At 37.8% G+C, this 15,891-nt stretch carries 16 protein-coding genes; 10 read left to right on the top strand and 6 right to left on the bottom strand.

What is annotated here, in order from left to right; all coding sequences use genetic code 11:
- Positions 1-104 precede the first annotated feature (104 nt).
- Together N3C60_08415 and N3C60_08410 are read left to right on the top strand one after the other, a co-directional pair.
- Entirely contained in the window at positions 105-2,237 is a 2,133-nt protein-coding gene (locus tag N3C60_08415; GenBank protein ID MCX8084926.1) for an RNA-binding transcriptional accessory protein, read from the top strand.
- A gap of 59 nt (positions 2,238-2,296) precedes the next feature.
- Positions 2,297-3,337: a 3-deoxy-7-phosphoheptulonate synthase gene (locus N3C60_08410; protein MCX8084925.1), complete on the top strand. Its 1,041-nt coding sequence runs from the start codon at positions 2,297-2,299 to the stop codon at positions 3,335-3,337.
- Between the two features lie 28 nt (positions 3,338-3,365).
- On the opposite strand, the gene N3C60_08405 is transcribed toward N3C60_08410, so the two are convergent.
- Positions 3,366-3,764 (bottom strand): PilZ domain-containing protein, encoded by a 399-nt coding sequence (locus N3C60_08405; protein ID MCX8084924.1) that lies wholly within the window; start codon positions 3,762-3,764, stop codon positions 3,366-3,368.
- 107 nt (positions 3,765-3,871) lie between these two features.
- Between N3C60_08405 and N3C60_08400 the strand changes: the two genes are divergently transcribed.
- Positions 3,872-4,489, top strand: coding sequence for a penicillin-binding protein activator LpoB (locus tag N3C60_08400; protein ID MCX8084923.1), 618 nt, complete (start codon positions 3,872-3,874; stop codon positions 4,487-4,489).
- 25 nt (positions 4,490-4,514) lie between these two features.
- Here the strand turns inward: N3C60_08400 and groL are convergent, their stop codons facing one another.
- On the bottom strand, positions 4,515-6,140 hold the full coding sequence (gene groL / locus N3C60_08395; GenBank protein ID MCX8084922.1) for a chaperonin GroEL: 1,626 nt from the start codon (positions 6,138-6,140) through the stop codon (positions 4,515-4,517).
- Positions 6,141-6,155: 15 nt separating this feature from the next.
- The gene (gene groES, locus N3C60_08390) at positions 6,156-6,449 is read right to left on the bottom strand and encodes a co-chaperone GroES (protein ID MCX8084921.1); all 294 of its coding nucleotides are present in this window, start codon (positions 6,447-6,449) and stop codon (positions 6,156-6,158) included.
- Between the two features lie 216 nt (positions 6,450-6,665).
- Here groES and leuC point away from each other — a divergent pair, with 216 nt between their 5' ends.
- Genes leuC through N3C60_08355 form a run of 7 tightly spaced genes read left to right on the top strand, consistent with a single transcriptional unit; the run spans position 6,666 to position 14,106 of the window.
- The gene (leuC, locus tag N3C60_08385; GenBank protein ID MCX8084920.1) at positions 6,666-8,054 is read left to right on the top strand and encodes a 3-isopropylmalate dehydratase large subunit; all 1,389 of its coding nucleotides are present in this window, start codon (positions 6,666-6,668) and stop codon (positions 8,052-8,054) included.
- Positions 8,055-8,069: 15 nt separating this feature from the next.
- Positions 8,070-8,678 (top strand): 3-isopropylmalate dehydratase small subunit, encoded by a 609-nt coding sequence (leuD, locus tag N3C60_08380; GenBank protein MCX8084919.1) that lies wholly within the window; start codon positions 8,070-8,072, stop codon positions 8,676-8,678.
- 1 nt (position 8,679) lies between these two features.
- Positions 8,680-9,222 carry a YqhA family protein gene (locus tag N3C60_08375; GenBank protein MCX8084918.1) on the top strand — a complete coding sequence of 181 codons (543 nt, stop codon included), beginning with the start codon at positions 8,680-8,682 and terminating at the stop codon, positions 9,220-9,222.
- A gap of 57 nt (positions 9,223-9,279) precedes the next feature.
- A complete protein-coding gene (locus N3C60_08370) occupies positions 9,280-12,063 on the top strand; it encodes a transporter substrate-binding domain-containing protein (protein ID MCX8084917.1) in 2,784 nt (927 codons plus the stop codon).
- 8 nt (positions 12,064-12,071) lie between these two features.
- Complete coding sequence (locus N3C60_08365) at positions 12,072-12,353, top strand: hypothetical protein (GenBank protein MCX8084916.1); 282 nt, start codon at positions 12,072-12,074, stop codon at positions 12,351-12,353.
- A complete protein-coding gene (locus N3C60_08360) occupies positions 12,353-13,345 on the top strand; it encodes a 2-hydroxyacyl-CoA dehydratase (GenBank protein MCX8084915.1) in 993 nt (330 codons plus the stop codon). The genes N3C60_08365 and N3C60_08360 overlap by 1 nt, the downstream gene beginning before the upstream one ends.
- Entirely contained in the window at positions 13,336-14,106 is a 771-nt protein-coding gene (locus N3C60_08355) for an acyl-CoA dehydratase activase (GenBank protein ID MCX8084914.1), read from the top strand. Before N3C60_08360 ends, N3C60_08355 begins: the two co-directional genes overlap by 10 nt.
- Here N3C60_08355 and obgE read toward each other — a convergent pair.
- Genes obgE through rplU form a run of 3 tightly spaced genes read right to left on the bottom strand, consistent with a single transcriptional unit; the run spans position 14,054 to position 15,714 of the window.
- Entirely contained in the window at positions 14,054-15,064 is a 1,011-nt protein-coding gene (obgE, locus tag N3C60_08350; GenBank protein ID MCX8084913.1) for a GTPase ObgE, read from the bottom strand. The genes N3C60_08355 and obgE overlap by 53 nt on opposite strands.
- 60 nt (positions 15,065-15,124) lie before the next feature.
- On the bottom strand, positions 15,125-15,388 hold the full coding sequence (gene rpmA / locus N3C60_08345; protein MCX8084912.1) for a 50S ribosomal protein L27: 264 nt from the start codon (positions 15,386-15,388) through the stop codon (positions 15,125-15,127).
- Positions 15,389-15,399: 11 nt separating this feature from the next.
- Entirely contained in the window at positions 15,400-15,714 is a 315-nt protein-coding gene (rplU, locus tag N3C60_08340; GenBank protein ID MCX8084911.1) for a 50S ribosomal protein L21, read from the bottom strand.
- Positions 15,715-15,891: the final 177 nt, after the last annotated feature.

The following is a 15,891-nucleotide window of genomic DNA, read 5'->3' as shown; positions in this document are numbered from 1 at the left end:
AAATAGTATGTCAAATGGAATTAGGTGAATATCTAAACACTACCCCCTTGCTTTTAATTGAATTTTGTTTTACATTCCTCAGCCCAAAACAAAGCGAGGTGTATATGATAGATATATTGTCAAAAGAGTTCGGAATAAAAGCTACATACCTTGAAAATCTAATCCATCTCACTGAAAATGGTGCCACAGTCCCATTTATAGCACGATACAGAAAAGAGCAGACCGGTGGTATGACAGAAACCACTATCAGAGAAATATTAGACAGATACAACTACCTGAAAAATCTCAATAAAAGAAAAAAAGAGATCTATGAAGCAGTAGTTGAAAAAGGTAAGATGACACTAGAGTTAGAAAAGCTGATCTCTTCGGCAACAACGTTAAAAGAGCTTGAAGACATCTATGCTCCTTACAAATCCAAAAAGAAGACCAAAGCAGATCTGGCAATAGAAAGGGGATTTTCTCCTGTAGCAGATGCTATCAAAAACTATAATGATATAGATCAAATAACAGCAGTAGCATTAAAACATCTAAATGAACAATTCCCCATGCCAGAAGCTGTGATCTCTGACGCCCTGGAGATTGTTATAAATGAAATTGGACACGATCTGGAGATTAAAAATAGAGCAAGGCAGATCATCTGGGAAAGCTCATTTATAACCTCAGAAAAACGCAAAGAGATCGAAGGTAGAACAAACTACGAAGATTACTACAGCTTTAAGCAGGAGATAGCAAAAATCCCACCCCATAGAGTCTTAGCTATTTTTAGAGGAGAAAAGGAAAAGATAATTAGAGTTAAACTGGAAAATAGAGATGAAGAAATCATCACTGCTATAGCAGCCCTGTGTCATAGCAAAGGTATAGCCCAAAACCCATTTATATCAAAAGCGATCAAAAACGCATATAAAAGGATGATACTGCCTTCTTTAGAGATCGAGATAATGGATGAACTATGGGAAAAAGCCGAGCAAAAAGCTATAGAAGTATTCCAAAAAAATCTCAAGGCTCTACTTATGACTCCACCAGTAAAAGGGATTTCTATATTGGGCATAGATCCAGCATTTCGAACCGGATGCAAATTTGCAGTTGTAGATCCATCAGGTAAACTTCTCGATTACGGGGTCATTTACCCCACAGAGCCCCAAAACGATTATGAAAAAAGTAAAAAAACCCTTTTAAGCATGATCACTAAACATTCCATAAAAGCCATAGCAATAGGTAATGGTACAGCAAGTAGAGAAACCGAAGATTTTGTCTCAAAAATGATAAAAGAAGAACAATTGGATATTAAGTACACCATAGTAAATGAAGCTGGTGCCAGTGTCTATTCTGCAAGCGATGTAGGTATAAAAGAATTCCCCGACCTTGACGTAACAATTCGGGGTGCTATCTCAATAGCCAGAAGGGTCATCGACCCCCTCGCAGAACTCATCAAAATAGATCCAAAGTCCATCGGTGTGGGAATGTACCAACATGATGTCAACCAAAAGAAACTACAGGATAAGCTCAACGATGTCGTTATAGACGTGGTAAACAGTGTGGGCGTTGATCTTAACACCGCCAGCCCAAGCTTATTAAAGTATGTTTCAGGACTAAATGCCGGCTTAGCTGAAAAAATAGTCCAATATAGAGATAAAAATGGCAGATTTAGGTCCAGACATGATCTAAAAAAGGTTCCGGGGATTGGTGATACAGTTTTTGATCTGGCGGCAGGCTTTCTGAAAATATATGATGGTGACGAACCCCTTGATAAAATGTTTATCCACCCAGAACAATATGAAAATGTTTATAAACTACTCCACTTTTTAAATCTCACAATCGATAATGCGAGAATGATCCGATTGGCCCTGAAATCTAAAAATTTACACGATATATCCAAGAGATTCGGCATAGGTGAAATGACATTAAAGGATATCATTCAACATTTAGAAAAACCGGATCTTGACATCAGGGATTCTGTGGAACCGGTAATTTTTAAACAGGGGATATTAAAAATAGAAGACCTAAAAGAAGGTATGATCGTAGAAGGTAAAATTACAAATATTGTTGACTTTGGTGTCTTTATAGATATAGGGCTAAAAGAATCTGGTTTCATTCATATATCGGAGCTTGCTGATAAATTCATAAAACACCCTTCCCATATAGTAAAGGTAGGTGAAAAGATACAAGCAAAAATAAAACAGATTGATAACGAAAGAAAAAGAATTGCACTAACAAGAAAAGGTTTAGGTATAGTTTGACATTTAAAACAAATTGGTATATGTTTAGCGTGCTCAACTTTCTTTAAGTGAGGCTTAAAATGATCAAAACAACCAATTTAAATGTTAAAGAACTGATACCTATAGTGGCACCCCATTACCTAAAACAGATCTTCCCTTTGAGTGAAGATGACGCTATTTTTGTCACAAACAGCCGGGAACAGGTCAAAAATATCATGTTTGGTGAAGATAAAAGGCTTATGGCTGTCGTTGGACCTTGTTCAATACATGACCCAATTGCAGCTGTTGATTACGCCAGCAGATTGGCAAAACTTTCTGAGAGGATTAAGGATAAGATATTCATAGTTATGCGTGTCTATTTTGAAAAACCGAGAACCACAGTAGGGTGGAAAGGGCTTATAAATGACCCCGACATGGATGGTAGTCATCTTATATCAAAAGGGTTGGGTATCGCCCGCAAGCTTTTATACGATTTAACAAAGATGAAACTTCCTATAGCCTGTGAAATGCTCGACACCATAACACCCCAGTACCTTTCAGATATGATCACCTGGGGAGCAATAGGTGCAAGGACCACCGAATCCCAGCCCCATAGGGAAATGGCAAGTGGATTATCCTTCCCAGTTGGTTTTAAAAACGGCACAGACGGCAATCTCAAGATAGCGGTCGATGCCATGCTCACAGCTCTACGACCCCATAGCTTTTTAGGGATAAATGCTGAGGGTAGGACCTCAATAGTAAAGACAACTGGAAACAGATATGTCCATATAGTGTTAAGGGGTGGAGCCGACAGACCAAACTATTATCCAGAAGATGTGGAAGAAGCGGTTCAACTATTGCAAAAACACAACCTACCCACCAATATCATGATAGACGTAAGCCATGGAAACTCCATGAAAGACCACAGAAATCAGCCAAAAGTGTTTAAAGAAGTACTACAACAGATAAAAGATGGTAACAGATATATCAAAGCCGTTATGATAGAAAGCAACATCTACGAAGGGAATCAAAGCATACCTGAGGATAAGAGCCAACTCAAATATGGGGTATCTGTTACAGACAAATGTATCGATTGGCAAACAACCGAAACAATCTTAACAGAGGCCTATGAAATACTTTAGCCGATTCCCATCAACACAAGGTTACTATCTATTCATAAGGGACATTCTCTTCAAAATTGCTGAGATATTCCGAAATAACTATCCTGTCATGCTCATCGATCTGCGTGAACCTCAAAGCCACATAGAAAAAGTTTATCGCCACATCCTCTTTATAGTTTTCCCTATCAGCCTCAATCCTCCACACAATACCCCTTGCAAAAATAACATCCTTATCATGGTTTTTTAGAGGATGAACAGTATCGACAGGGATCTCAATCTTCAGCACATACTGATCATAAATGTGCATAAACCTATCATTTGTTCTAATCAAAATACCTCCCAAACTTATATTGATTAAATCAACATTGTGGAACTGGCCATCTTTTTCATTTTTCAATAAAACACGAATCGGTATTCCCGAATAACGTTTATATTTTCGTCTCTCCATAACAAGCCTCCTTACTTACATCTTACCTATCTGCTTTTTTTTTGCAACACTTTTTTTGATTGTAAAAAGTTGTTTTAAATAGTATAATAAAATTATAGGAGGCTAATGTGAAAAAAATTTTTATACTTTTTATCTTTTTAATCATTTTTGGTTGTGCCGGTAATATTAACAAGGTAAATGTATCAGATACGTTTAAAATAGATGGTTCTGCAACCATTGCCATATTAAATTTTAAAACAGTAGGGGTGCCAAGCTCTTTAGGGGAAAAAACTGCTGAGAAGTTTTCTGTCGATGTAATTAAGACAAACAAGTTCAAGCTCTTAGATAGAAGTAACACCAAAAAGATATTCGAAGAGTTGGGCTACCAAACTAATCTCGATATGATAGGTAGCTTGGATGAAAAGACAAAAATCAGACTAAAACAGTTAGGCGCCCAATACCTTATGTCTGGGGCAATCTTTGCGTTTGAGGAAAAGAAACGGTACGAAGACAATTTTATCCTATACTCCAAAGTCCACATCACAGCAAAAATCGTTAATATAGAAACGGCAGAAGTTGTATGGGCATCCGAGATGATGAGGGACTCCAAAGCGATAAACGCCGAAGAAAGAAAGCCAAAGAGTATGTTAAAGGTAGAGATACAGGCGACTTCAGCAGAAAAGCTCCTTGATGAAATAGTTTCCGATATGATAGACAGTATTATTAAGAAACTCAATAAAAAATAAAAGCCGGCTCATCGCCGGCTCTATATTACATATCCATACCCATGCCAGGATTTGGCATTGGAGTCTCTTTCTTCTCTGGAATCTCTGTGATCATAGCTTCAGTAGTAAGCATCAAGCCAGCTACAGAAGCAGCATTTTGAAGCGCTGATCTTGCAACCTTAGTAGGATCTATAATACCAGCTTCGATCATGTCCGTATAGATCTCAGCAGCAGCATCAAATCCGAAGGTGTCCTTCTCAGCATCAAGAATCTTGTTCACCACTATAGAACCCTCAAACCCAGCATTTTCAGCAATCTGTCTTACTGGATATTCAAGAGCTCTTCTCACGATATCAGCGCCCACCTTCTGATCATGGTTCAGATCTTTAAGGTTTGCAATAGCCCTTGAAGCTCTAAGCAGAGCCACACCACCACCAGGTACAATACCTTCTTCCACAGCAGCCTTTGTAGCATGGAGAGCATCTTCTACTCTGGCTTTCTTTTCCTTCATCTCGGTCTCTGTAGCAGCACCCACTTTGATCACTGCTACACCACCCACAAGCTTAGCAAGTCTTTCCTGAAGCTTTTCTCTATCATAGTCAGAAGTGGTCTCTTCGATCTGCTTTTTGATTACGTTGACCCTTGCCTGAATATCTTCTGTCTTACCAGCACCTTCTACTATCGTAGTATTTTCTTTCTCTACTACTATCTTCTTAGCTCTACCAAGATCGCTAAGTTTAGCATTTTCAAGCTTGAGCCCAAGCTCTTCACTGATCACCTGACCACCAGTAAGGATAGCAATATCCTTTAACATCTCTTTTCTTCTATCACCAAAACCTGGCGCTTTAACAGCACAGCAATTTAGTGTACCCCTTAGTTTGTTCACCACAAGCGTAGCAAGGGCTTCACCCTCAATATCTTCAGCTATTATCAAGAATGGAGCATTCTGTTTTGCAAGTTGTTCAAGGATAGGAAGTAGCTCCTTCATATTGGAGATCTTCTTATCACAGATAAGCAGATATGGATTCTCAAGGACAGCCTCCATATTCTCTGGATCTGTTACAAAATATGGAGATAGATAACCCCTATCAAACTGCATACCTTCTACAACTTCCAATACAGTATCGGTGGATTTGTTCTCCTCAATTGTGATAACACCATCCTTACCAACCTTTTCCATTGCATCCGCAATAATATTACCGATCTCAATATCATTGTTAGCAGAGATAGAACCCACCTGAGCTATCTCCTTTTTCCCCTGAATAGGCTTAGACATCTTCTTAAGCTCAGCAACTACTGCTTCTACAGCTTTATCTATACCTCTTTTAAGATCCATTGGGTTTGAACCGGCCACTACGTTTTTAATACCCTCTCTATATATAGCCTGAGCCAAAACGGTAGCTGTAGTAGTACCATCACCAGCTACATCACTTGTTTTAGAAGCCACCTCTTTAACCATCTGAGCACCAAGATTCTCAAGGGCGTCCTTAAGCTCGATCTCCTTTGCAACTGTTACACCATCCTTTGTTACAAGAGGTGAACCAAATTTCTTTTCTATAACAACATTTCTTCCCTTTGGTCCTAATGTGACCTTAACAGCATTAGCTAATTTATCAACACCTCTTAATATTGCCTGTCTTGCTTCTTCACTAAATGTAATTGCTTTTGCCATGCTTAACCTCCTTTATTATTTGTTGATTATACCTAAGATGTCGTCTTCTCTCATGATGAGATACTCAACACCATCGATCTTCACTTCAGTACCAGCATATTTGCTGAAAAGAACCTTGTCCCCAGCCTTAACGGTAAGCTCAATCCTTGTACCGTTTTCCAATACCTTACCGGGGCCTGTAGCTATTACTTCACCTTCCTGTGGTTTTTCCTTAGCTGTGTCTGGGATAATGATACCAGATGCTGTTTTTTCTTCGGCATCAAGCCTTTTAACCAATACTCTGTCCTGCAATGGTTTAATACTTGCCATTAAGACCTCCTTAATTTATTTTTATTTTTTTGTTGGCAGTTAATCGAGTTAAGTGCTAACAGTTTTTATATATATAACTCTTTCAAAAAAAATCAAGGGGTTTTTTCTTTTTTTTATGATTTTTATAAAACTTTACAAATATTCAAAACAATTAAACTTTACTTTTTCAGAAAAACATTATATCAATCCTTATAAATAGTTTTTCGAGGTGAAATGATGGGAAAAAATCTATTCAAGAAAGTGTGGGAGATACACGAAGTAGCCCAACTACCCGGCGGCAGAAGCCAGCTCTTTATAGGGCTTCATTTAATACATGAGGTGACAAGTCCACAAGCCTTTTCCATGCTCAGAGAGTTAGGTTTGAAGGTGGCTTTCCCTGACAGAACATTTGCTACCTGCGATCATATCATCCCAACAGATGATATAAAAAGACCTTTTGCTGATCCCCTTGCAGAGGAGATGATGCAGGCCATAGAGAGGAACACAAAAGAGTTTGGAATAAGATTTTTTGGACCAGATTCAGGCTATCAGGGTGTTGTTCATATCGTTGGTCCAGAAATGGGTCTAACTCAACCGGGTATAACTGTAGCTTGTGGGGATTCTCATACAGCCACACACGGAGCTTTCGGAGCCATAGCTTTTGGTATAGGCACAAGTCAGGTAAGGGACGTTTTGGCAACCCAAACAATGGCTATAAATAGTTTTAAGGTAAGAAAAATAAACCTAAAAGGTGACTTAAAAAAAGGTGTTTACTCTAAGGATATTATCTTAAAGATAATTAGAACACTTGGCGTCAATGGTGGCATAGGATATGCCTATGAATTTGATGGTGATATAATAAAAAAGCTCACCATGGAAGCAAGAATGACTATATGTAACATGGCCATAGAAGGGGGTGCAAGGGTGGGCTACATAAACCCAGATGAAACCACCTACGCTTATCTAAAAGGCAAACCTTATGCTCCTAAAGATAGCGAATGGAACAAGATGGTATCATACTGGGAAAGCATAAAGTCAGATCCAGATGCTGACTACGATGACATCGTAGATATAGATATCGATGATTTAGAGCCTATGGTAACATGGGGTATTACACCAGAACAAGCTATAGGTATATCTGAAACTATCCCTAACGACAATACTGAATCCACAAAAGAGGCTCTGGAGTATATGAAGCTTAAAGCAGGAGAAAAAATAAAAGGTGTGAAAATCGATGTTGTTTTCATAGGTAGTTGTACCAACGGAAGATTGGAGGATCTCAGGGAAGCAGCAAAATATCTAAAAGGGCACAAAGTAGCCAATGGGGTCAAGGCAATTGTAGTCCCTGGCTCCTATACAATCAAAAAGCAAGCCGAAGCCGAAGGGCTCGATAAGATATTCATCGAAGCTGGTTTTGAATGGAGATTACCAGGATGCTCCATGTGCTTAGCTATGAACCCAGATAAGTTAGTGGGGGACCAGATCTCCGTCTCCACATCAAATAGAAACTTTAAAGGTCGTCAGGGATCATCCACAGGCAGAACCATCTTAGCAAGCCCTGTAACCGCTGCAGCTTGTGCAATAACAGGTGAAATAGCAGATCCAAGAGAAATCTTCTCAATATAGCAAGGAGGATAGATAATGAGTATAGGACCTATAAAAGAGGTAAAAGGTAGAATCATACCGATATTAGGCGATGATATCGATACGGATAGAATAATACCCGCAAGATACCTCAAATGTGTTACCTTTGATGGTATCGGGGAGTTTGCCTTTTACGATGAAAGATTTAACCCAGATGGTACCCCAAAAAACCATCCCATGAACGACCCAAAATACAAAGGTGCCAAAATAATACTTTCAGGTAACAATTTCGGTTGTGGTTCATCCAGAGAGCATGCACCCCAATCCATCAAAAGAGCCGGATACGATGCCATAATAGCAGAGAGTTTTGCTGAGATATTCTTTGGCAATTCACTAACATTGGGTATAGTATGCGCCACTTTACCAAAAGATCAGATAAGAGAGGTTGCAGAGATCATAGTAAGAGCTCCAGACCTTGAGGCTGTTTTGGATATCGAAGCAAAACAGTTGACTGTAGGTGATAAAATATATAAAATAGAGATAAAAGATAGCGCAAGAAAAGCTCTCTTAGATGGCACATACGATAGTTTGGGTGAGCTTTTAAAAAATATGGACAAAGTAAAAAGCCTGGAAAAGACTTTAAAATACAGATTTGTAGAGGCTTAGTTTGAACAAACTGGAAAAATTTTTTGAATGGCTCCTATGGAATAGCAGATTATTTCTCATATTGGCTGTCATATCCTCAGTGCTGGCGGCCATTCTGCTCATCCTTTTAGGTACTTATGATATATTTTTGTTGTTTAAAAAGGCTCTATTAGCCATTACCGATTATTCTTACTATGAAACTGTTCAAAAAGAAGCTATAGCAAAGGTTATAAGTGCTGTAGATAACTACCTCATATCAACAGTTTTGCTTATCTTCGGTCTTGGCCTTTATGAGCTTTTTATAAGCAAGATAGAGCTTTTGGAAAAAGACCAAAAATCCTCTAAGATCCTTGTAGTTCACTCCCTTGATCAACTAAAGGATAAGATTGCAAAGGTGATAGTTATGGTTTTGATAGTGACCTATTTCAAATTTGCCGTAGGTCAAAAAGAATGGGATATTTTAAAGTTACTCCTATTAGCAGGTGGAACATTACTGGTATCTTTATCCCTGTTTGTTATAAATCTTAAAAAAGAGGGCAAAAAGGAAAAAGAAGAAGAACACTAATAGATTGTTGAGTTTAATTTTCCTTGACTAATCCAATATAAATTGTATTATTACAACATGTATAAATATTTGTTCCTCTTTATATTCTTTTGTGTTACTGCTCTAAACGCCCAAACTTTAAAAGTAGGTGTATGGCACAATCCTCCTATGTCGGTTATTGAAAACAACCATGATATAAAAGGTTTTTTACCTGATATTTTTAAGGAGATAGCAAAAAATACACATATAAAATATCAATTTGTCTCCGGCACATGGTCCGATTTATATGATAAATTGATAAAAAACGAGATAGATCTTTTTTTCCCCATAGGATACATGGAAAGTCGTTTGGCACTTATGGACTTTTCCAAACAGACCCTTTATACCAATTGGGGCCTACTCATTACGACAAAAGGTAATGATATCAATAATATCCGTAGTCTTCAAGGTAAAAGAATCGCCATACATAAAAATGATGTATATTTTAATGGTGATATGGGTCTAAAGAAGATACTGGAAGATTTTAAAATACAATATCTCCCTATCACCTGTGAAAACTACGTTGAAGCTAAAAACAAAGTGTTAAAAGGGGAAGCTGACTACGCCCTTATTCCAAAATCCTTTTACTACCTAATAAACGAAAAGAATATAATAGCCACCACCATTACCATTCAACCCATTGAAGTAAAATTTGCCTATAGTAAAAAATTACCCCAAGAGATCAAAGACAAAATAGATAAAGAGCTACAATCCCTAATTCAAAATCAACATTCCTATTACTACAAAAGGCTGGACTATCTAACATCTACAGGTTACAAAGAAAATGTCTTAATTTACTATATCCTGGAGTATTACTTGATTTTCTTTACGATCATTTTTGTTGTTATCGTTTTACTTTTGATTTTTAACTATCTGCTCAAAACAAAAATAGCCCAAAAAACCATAGAACTCAACCGTACAATAATACAACTTCAAAACTCAGAAAACAGATTAAAAGCGATCCTCACCTCTATGCCCGGCTTACTCTTTATAATGAACAAAGAAAAACGCTATATAGATGTCATAACCAACAAAGAAGAGCTTTTGTTGGCACCTAAAGAACAAATCATTGGCAAGAGGCCCCACGACTTTTTTAAGCTTGATCTTTTGCCACTATTAGAACATCACATAGAGGAAGTTGTAGAAAAAAATCAGATTTCAAATATCTTATACCAATTAAATATAAAAGGGGAAACAAGGTACTTCGAATCCACTGGTGTCCCCATGATGATAGGGGGTGAAACCTTTGGTCTTTTTCATATATTAGAAAGAACAGAGATTGTCAAAGCCAATGAAGCACTGAAGAAACTAACCACTGAAATCAGTATCGAAAAAGACAAGCTAAACAGAATCTTAAATTCTATCAAAGAGATGGTCATTGTGGCAAACAACGATCTTATGATAACCTATGCTAACAGGTCAGCTTTAAATATCATAGGTCCCAATATATCTGGAACCCCTTTGGATGCCTTACCCATCAAAGATTCTAAAACAGAAAATTCCATCTTCTCCATATACGCCACAAACTTTTTTTCACAAGAAACCAATATTAAAAATGCTTACTTGATCATAGATTCTAAAAAGATTTTTATTGAAGGTAGTGTTCAACCCATATACGATCACCATTCCCAGCTTTCTGGAGCTGTCCTTGTTCTAAAAGATATAACCGCCGAAAAACAGTTAGAAGAAGAGCTTATAAGAGCTGACAAGCTCGAATCCATAGGTAGAATAGCATCAGGTATAGCCCACGATTTTAACAACTATCTTGGAGCAATTCAAAACTACGTGAACGTTATAATGCTAAATGAGGATGAAAATATCCAAAAACTCGCAAACGCCATAAGTACAGTCGTCCAAAGGAGTAAAAGCCTCACAAAACAGCTTCTCACCTTTGCTAAAGGTGGTCAGCCTGTTTTGAAACTAATCGACTTAAGGGAGTTGATCAAAGAGGTGAGTACTTTTTCATTACGGGGTAGTAACATTAAAGAGGAATTTAATATTTCTGAAGAACCTTTGTGTGCAGAGATAGACGAAGGCTTATTCAGTCAAGTTATCTCAAACATCGTCATAAATGCCAGAGAAGCTATGAACGATAACGGAGTGATAAAGATATCTGCCCACAAGATAGATATGGATGAGTCCAACGAATACGGTCTTATTGCAGGAAGGTATATAAAGGTCTCGGTAAAAGATTCTGGTCCTGGTGTCCCTGAAGCACTATCCACAAAAATCTTTGAACCATTTTTTACTACAAAATCCAGAGGAACAGGCCTGGGCCTTGCCACCTGTTATTCTATTATCAAGCAACATAAAGGACATCTCACTTTTAAAAACCACCTGGATGGATGTGAATTTATCTTTTTTATCCCCCTTAACGATAAACACCCATGTAATCAAAAACAAGAGAATATAACTCACTTTAATATGATGGACAAAAACATATCTGTAATATACATGGATGACGAAGAGATCCTAAGGGACTCCTTTGAGATACTTTTAGAAACATTGGGCAGCAAAGTTAAGACTGTGTCAAATGGGGAAGAGCTACTTGAAGCCGTAAAGTCCGAACCCTTTGATATTGTGGTACTTGATCTTACGATCAGATCTGGTCTTAATGGTTTAGAAACTATGAATAGACTCAAAAAGATGGGAATAAAGAGTTATTTTGTAGTCTCCTCCGGGTATTCAGATGACCTCGTTATACAGGAGAAGGAGAAATACGGTTTCAACGATTACTTACCCAAGCCATATAGTTTAAAAGAAGTCAAAGAGCTCTTAGAAAGATATTCAAAATATATTAGTCATTCCAATGGTGAGATATGAGTAGATGGATGATTGTATTTAAAAATATGAGATGGGAAGAGATCGATTTTGAACTTAAGGACGACTTAATTTTCATAACACTCCTTAGAAAAGGTAAACACCTAAAAGGTACTGTATCAAAAAGCAATGAAGTCACAAAAGTTTATCGCATTTCCTTAGAAGATGGTAGGGAAGCAGACATCGTGGACTTTGAATTGATAGACTCTTTTTTTGAAAAAAATATGATCATCTTTAAAAATCGGGAAGGGCTCCACAGAGAGATCAGAAGGTACATAGATTACAGCCTGTAATGAAAAAAGTAGGTTTTACCACTACAATCCCTGTAGAGATTGTCCTTTCAGCTAAAAAAATCCCAGTAGATCTCAACAATATTTTTATAACAGACAAAACCCCTTACAAAAAGATCGAATTTGCTGAAGAGTATGGTCTACCACGCAACACCTGTAGTTGGATTAAGGGGATTCTGGCTGTGGTAATGGAAAAAAAAGTGGACGAAGTGATCGCCGTCACAGAAGGGGATTGTAGCAATACCCACGCCCTCATAGAGATCTTTCGATCAGAAGGGATCAAAGTCCATACCTTTGCTTATCCCTATGATGCCCCCGACAAATATTCTTTTCTTGAAAATCAAATAAAACATTTAGCAGCCTCGTTAAATGGGGATCTTACCGAAGCCCTTGCAATTGCAAAAAAACTAAAACCTGTTCGAGAAAAATTAAAGAGATTAGACCAGATGACCATCGATGGGTATGTAACCGGATTTGAAAACCACCTATGGCTTGTCTCCTCCACAGATTTCAACTCAGACCCAATAACATTTGAAAAACATCTGGATACCTTTTTAAAAAAAGCGGAGAAAAGAACTCCCATAATACACAAAATAAAAATCGGTATTATCGGTGTTCCACCTATCTTTACAGACCTATACGATTTTTTAGAGTCAAAGGGGGTCTCCGTAATCTTCAATGAAATACAAAGACAGTTTGCCATGCCCTTTATGGGTGATGATTATATCCAAAACTTTATCGAATACACCTACCCTTACGATATCTACCACAGATTAAATGATATAAAAAAAGAGATCTTCAATAGAAAGCTCGATGGATTGATCCACTATGTCCAATCCTTTTGCTATAGACAGATTCAAGATGTCATAATCAAAAAAGAGGTAAAAATACCTGTAATAACCATCGAAGGCAACGATCCCGATGGATTAGATGCCAGAACAAAAATCAGATTAGAGTCCTTTATCGAAATGCTTGAGGGGAAGAGATGTTCGTAGGTATAGATCTCGGTAGTAGGTTTGTAAAAATTGCTCTTTACTCTGATAATAAAATCTCATTCGATTTAATCGATACAGTAACCTTTTATCAAAAGTATGTTATCAGGATTGATAATCAGCTATCTTTGGACCTCTCTTTTTTGACGTCATCTCCTGTTAAGATTTGTGCCACAGGTTATGGTAGAAATCTTATAAACTTTAAAAACGCTGATGTTATTTCCGAGATCAAAGCCCACTACAGAGGTGCTTTGATACAGACCAAAGAAAAGGACTTTGTGCTTTTGGATGTAGGTGGGCAGGATAGTAAGGTAATAATTGTTAGGGATGGTTACATAGAGGACTTTATAATGAACGATAAGTGTGCCGCAAGTTCTGGAAGGTTTTTAGAGTCTTCAGCGGCAATACTAAAAATGTCTGTAGAACAGTTGGGTGCTTATATCGACAATCCAGTAAAACTCAGCTCCACCTGCTCCGTTTTTGCCGAGTCAGAGATCATAGGTAAGATTGCCGAAGGGTGTGCTTTTGATAGTATAGCAGCTGGAGTAAACGACTCTATAGCAAGGCGCCTCATACCACAGGTAAAAAGATTTAACAAACACAAAATTTATGTAAGTGGTGGTGTTGCCTCCCTAAAAGGGATCGTTTATTTTCTTTCAAAACATCTGGCAAAAGATATCAACGTACTAAAAAACCCCCAATTCAATGGTGCTATTGGTTGTCTAAGCTACGCTGTTGAAGATCTTTCAGTTTTTCGCTTATGAACTTTATCAGATCATCCACCCCTGTTTTTGTGATAGATGAGATTTTGAAGAAATCTCTACCTTTGATATAATCTTCAAATTCCTTTAGATTATCAATATTTACAGCATCCATCTTAGTTGCCACGATGATTTCATACTTTTCTGAGAGATCTTTAGAATAGGACTCCAGTTCCTTCCTAATTTTTTTGTAGTTTTCTACCATTGACTCTTCAGATGAAGCATCAACAAAATGTAAAATAAACTTTGTTCTTTCGATATGTCTTAGAAACTGTATCCCCAAACCAAGCCCCAGATGTGCCCCTTCAATAAGGCCCGGCATATCAGCAAGAACAAAAGAACTACCATATTCACCTTTAACTACCCCCAGATTGGGTGTTAGAGTGGTAAATGGGTAGTCAGCTATTTTAGGTTTTGCCGCTGATACAACAGATATAAATGTGGACTTACCAGCGTTTGGAAATCCAACTATCCCCACATCTGCGATAAGCTTTAATTCAAGCAACAGAGCTTTCTCTTCACCGGGCTCACCGGGTTCTGCAATTCTCGGTGCCCTCTGTGTGGGGCTTACAAAAGCCAGATTCCCCCTTCCACCTCTACCACCTTTTGCTACTATGATCTCTTGACCATCTTCAAGTATTTCACCAATAATCTCATCTTTTTCAAAGTCTTTTACGACAGTACCAAGCGGTACTTTTATAAAAAGATCCTCTCCTGATCTACCATTTTGGTCATTACCCCTACCATGCTGTCCCCTTTCAGCTCGATAGATATGTTGATAATTCAAATCAAGTAATGTATGTTTTGATCGATCCCCTACAAGGATAACATGCCCACCTCTTCCTCCATGCCCACCATCTGGTCCACCTTTTGGGACAAATTTTTCCCGGCGAAAGCTTACACAGCCATCACCACCATCACCAGCTTTTACTATTATCTTTACAGTATCTATGAATTTCAAGGAATACTCCAAAAAAAATGGGTGCCAATGCACCCATTGAACAAAAGGGTTTTATTCTAACTATGCAGATTGATCAGCGTAAACAGAAACAAACTTACCTCTACTTCCTTTATCCTCAAATTTTACTTTTCCATCTATCAAAGCAAACAGGGTGTAATCTGTACCACAGCCTACGTTCTTGCCAGGCTTAAATTTGGTACCTCTCTGCCTTACAATAATATTTCCAGCTACTACAACTTGACCGTCAGATTTTTTTACACCAAGGCGCTTGCTGTGACTATCCCTTCCATTTCTTGTACTACCACCAGCTTTCTTGTGTGCCATCGAACGCCTCCTTAGCTAACCTTAATCTCTTTTATCTTGATTTTTGTAAGATACTGCCTGTGGCCTATCTTTTTTTTATAATCGTGTCTTGGCCTTCTCTTAAAAGCGATTACCTTTTCACCTCGAGTTTGTTCCACAATTTCTGCTTCCACAAAAGCCCCACTTACTGTAGGATTCCCAAAAGTAACCTTTTCGCCATCAGATACCATTAAAACACCATCAAGTTTAATAGTGGTACCTGGCTCCCCTTCTATCTTTTCAACCTTTAATACATCACCAGCCTTGACTATAAACTGCTTACCACCTGTTTTTAATATAGCAATCATTTCTGTTACCTCCATTTTTAAAAGGATTGTTTAATTATCATTTTTTATTGCAGTAGTCAACATTTTTTTATACCAAAAGGATATAATATTTACAAACATAATCTCAGCTGTCAGACAAGAACAGCTTATAGTAAAGTTAGATACCAAATAATTTTTGGTATTAATGAGCAAACTCCC

The organism is Calditerrivibrio sp., assembly GCA_026415135.1.
Lineage (GTDB): Bacteria > Chrysiogenota > Deferribacteres > Deferribacterales > Calditerrivibrionaceae > Calditerrivibrio.
The sequence above is the reverse complement of the archived record's forward strand: the minus strand, read 5'-3'. Positions and strand labels throughout refer to the sequence as shown.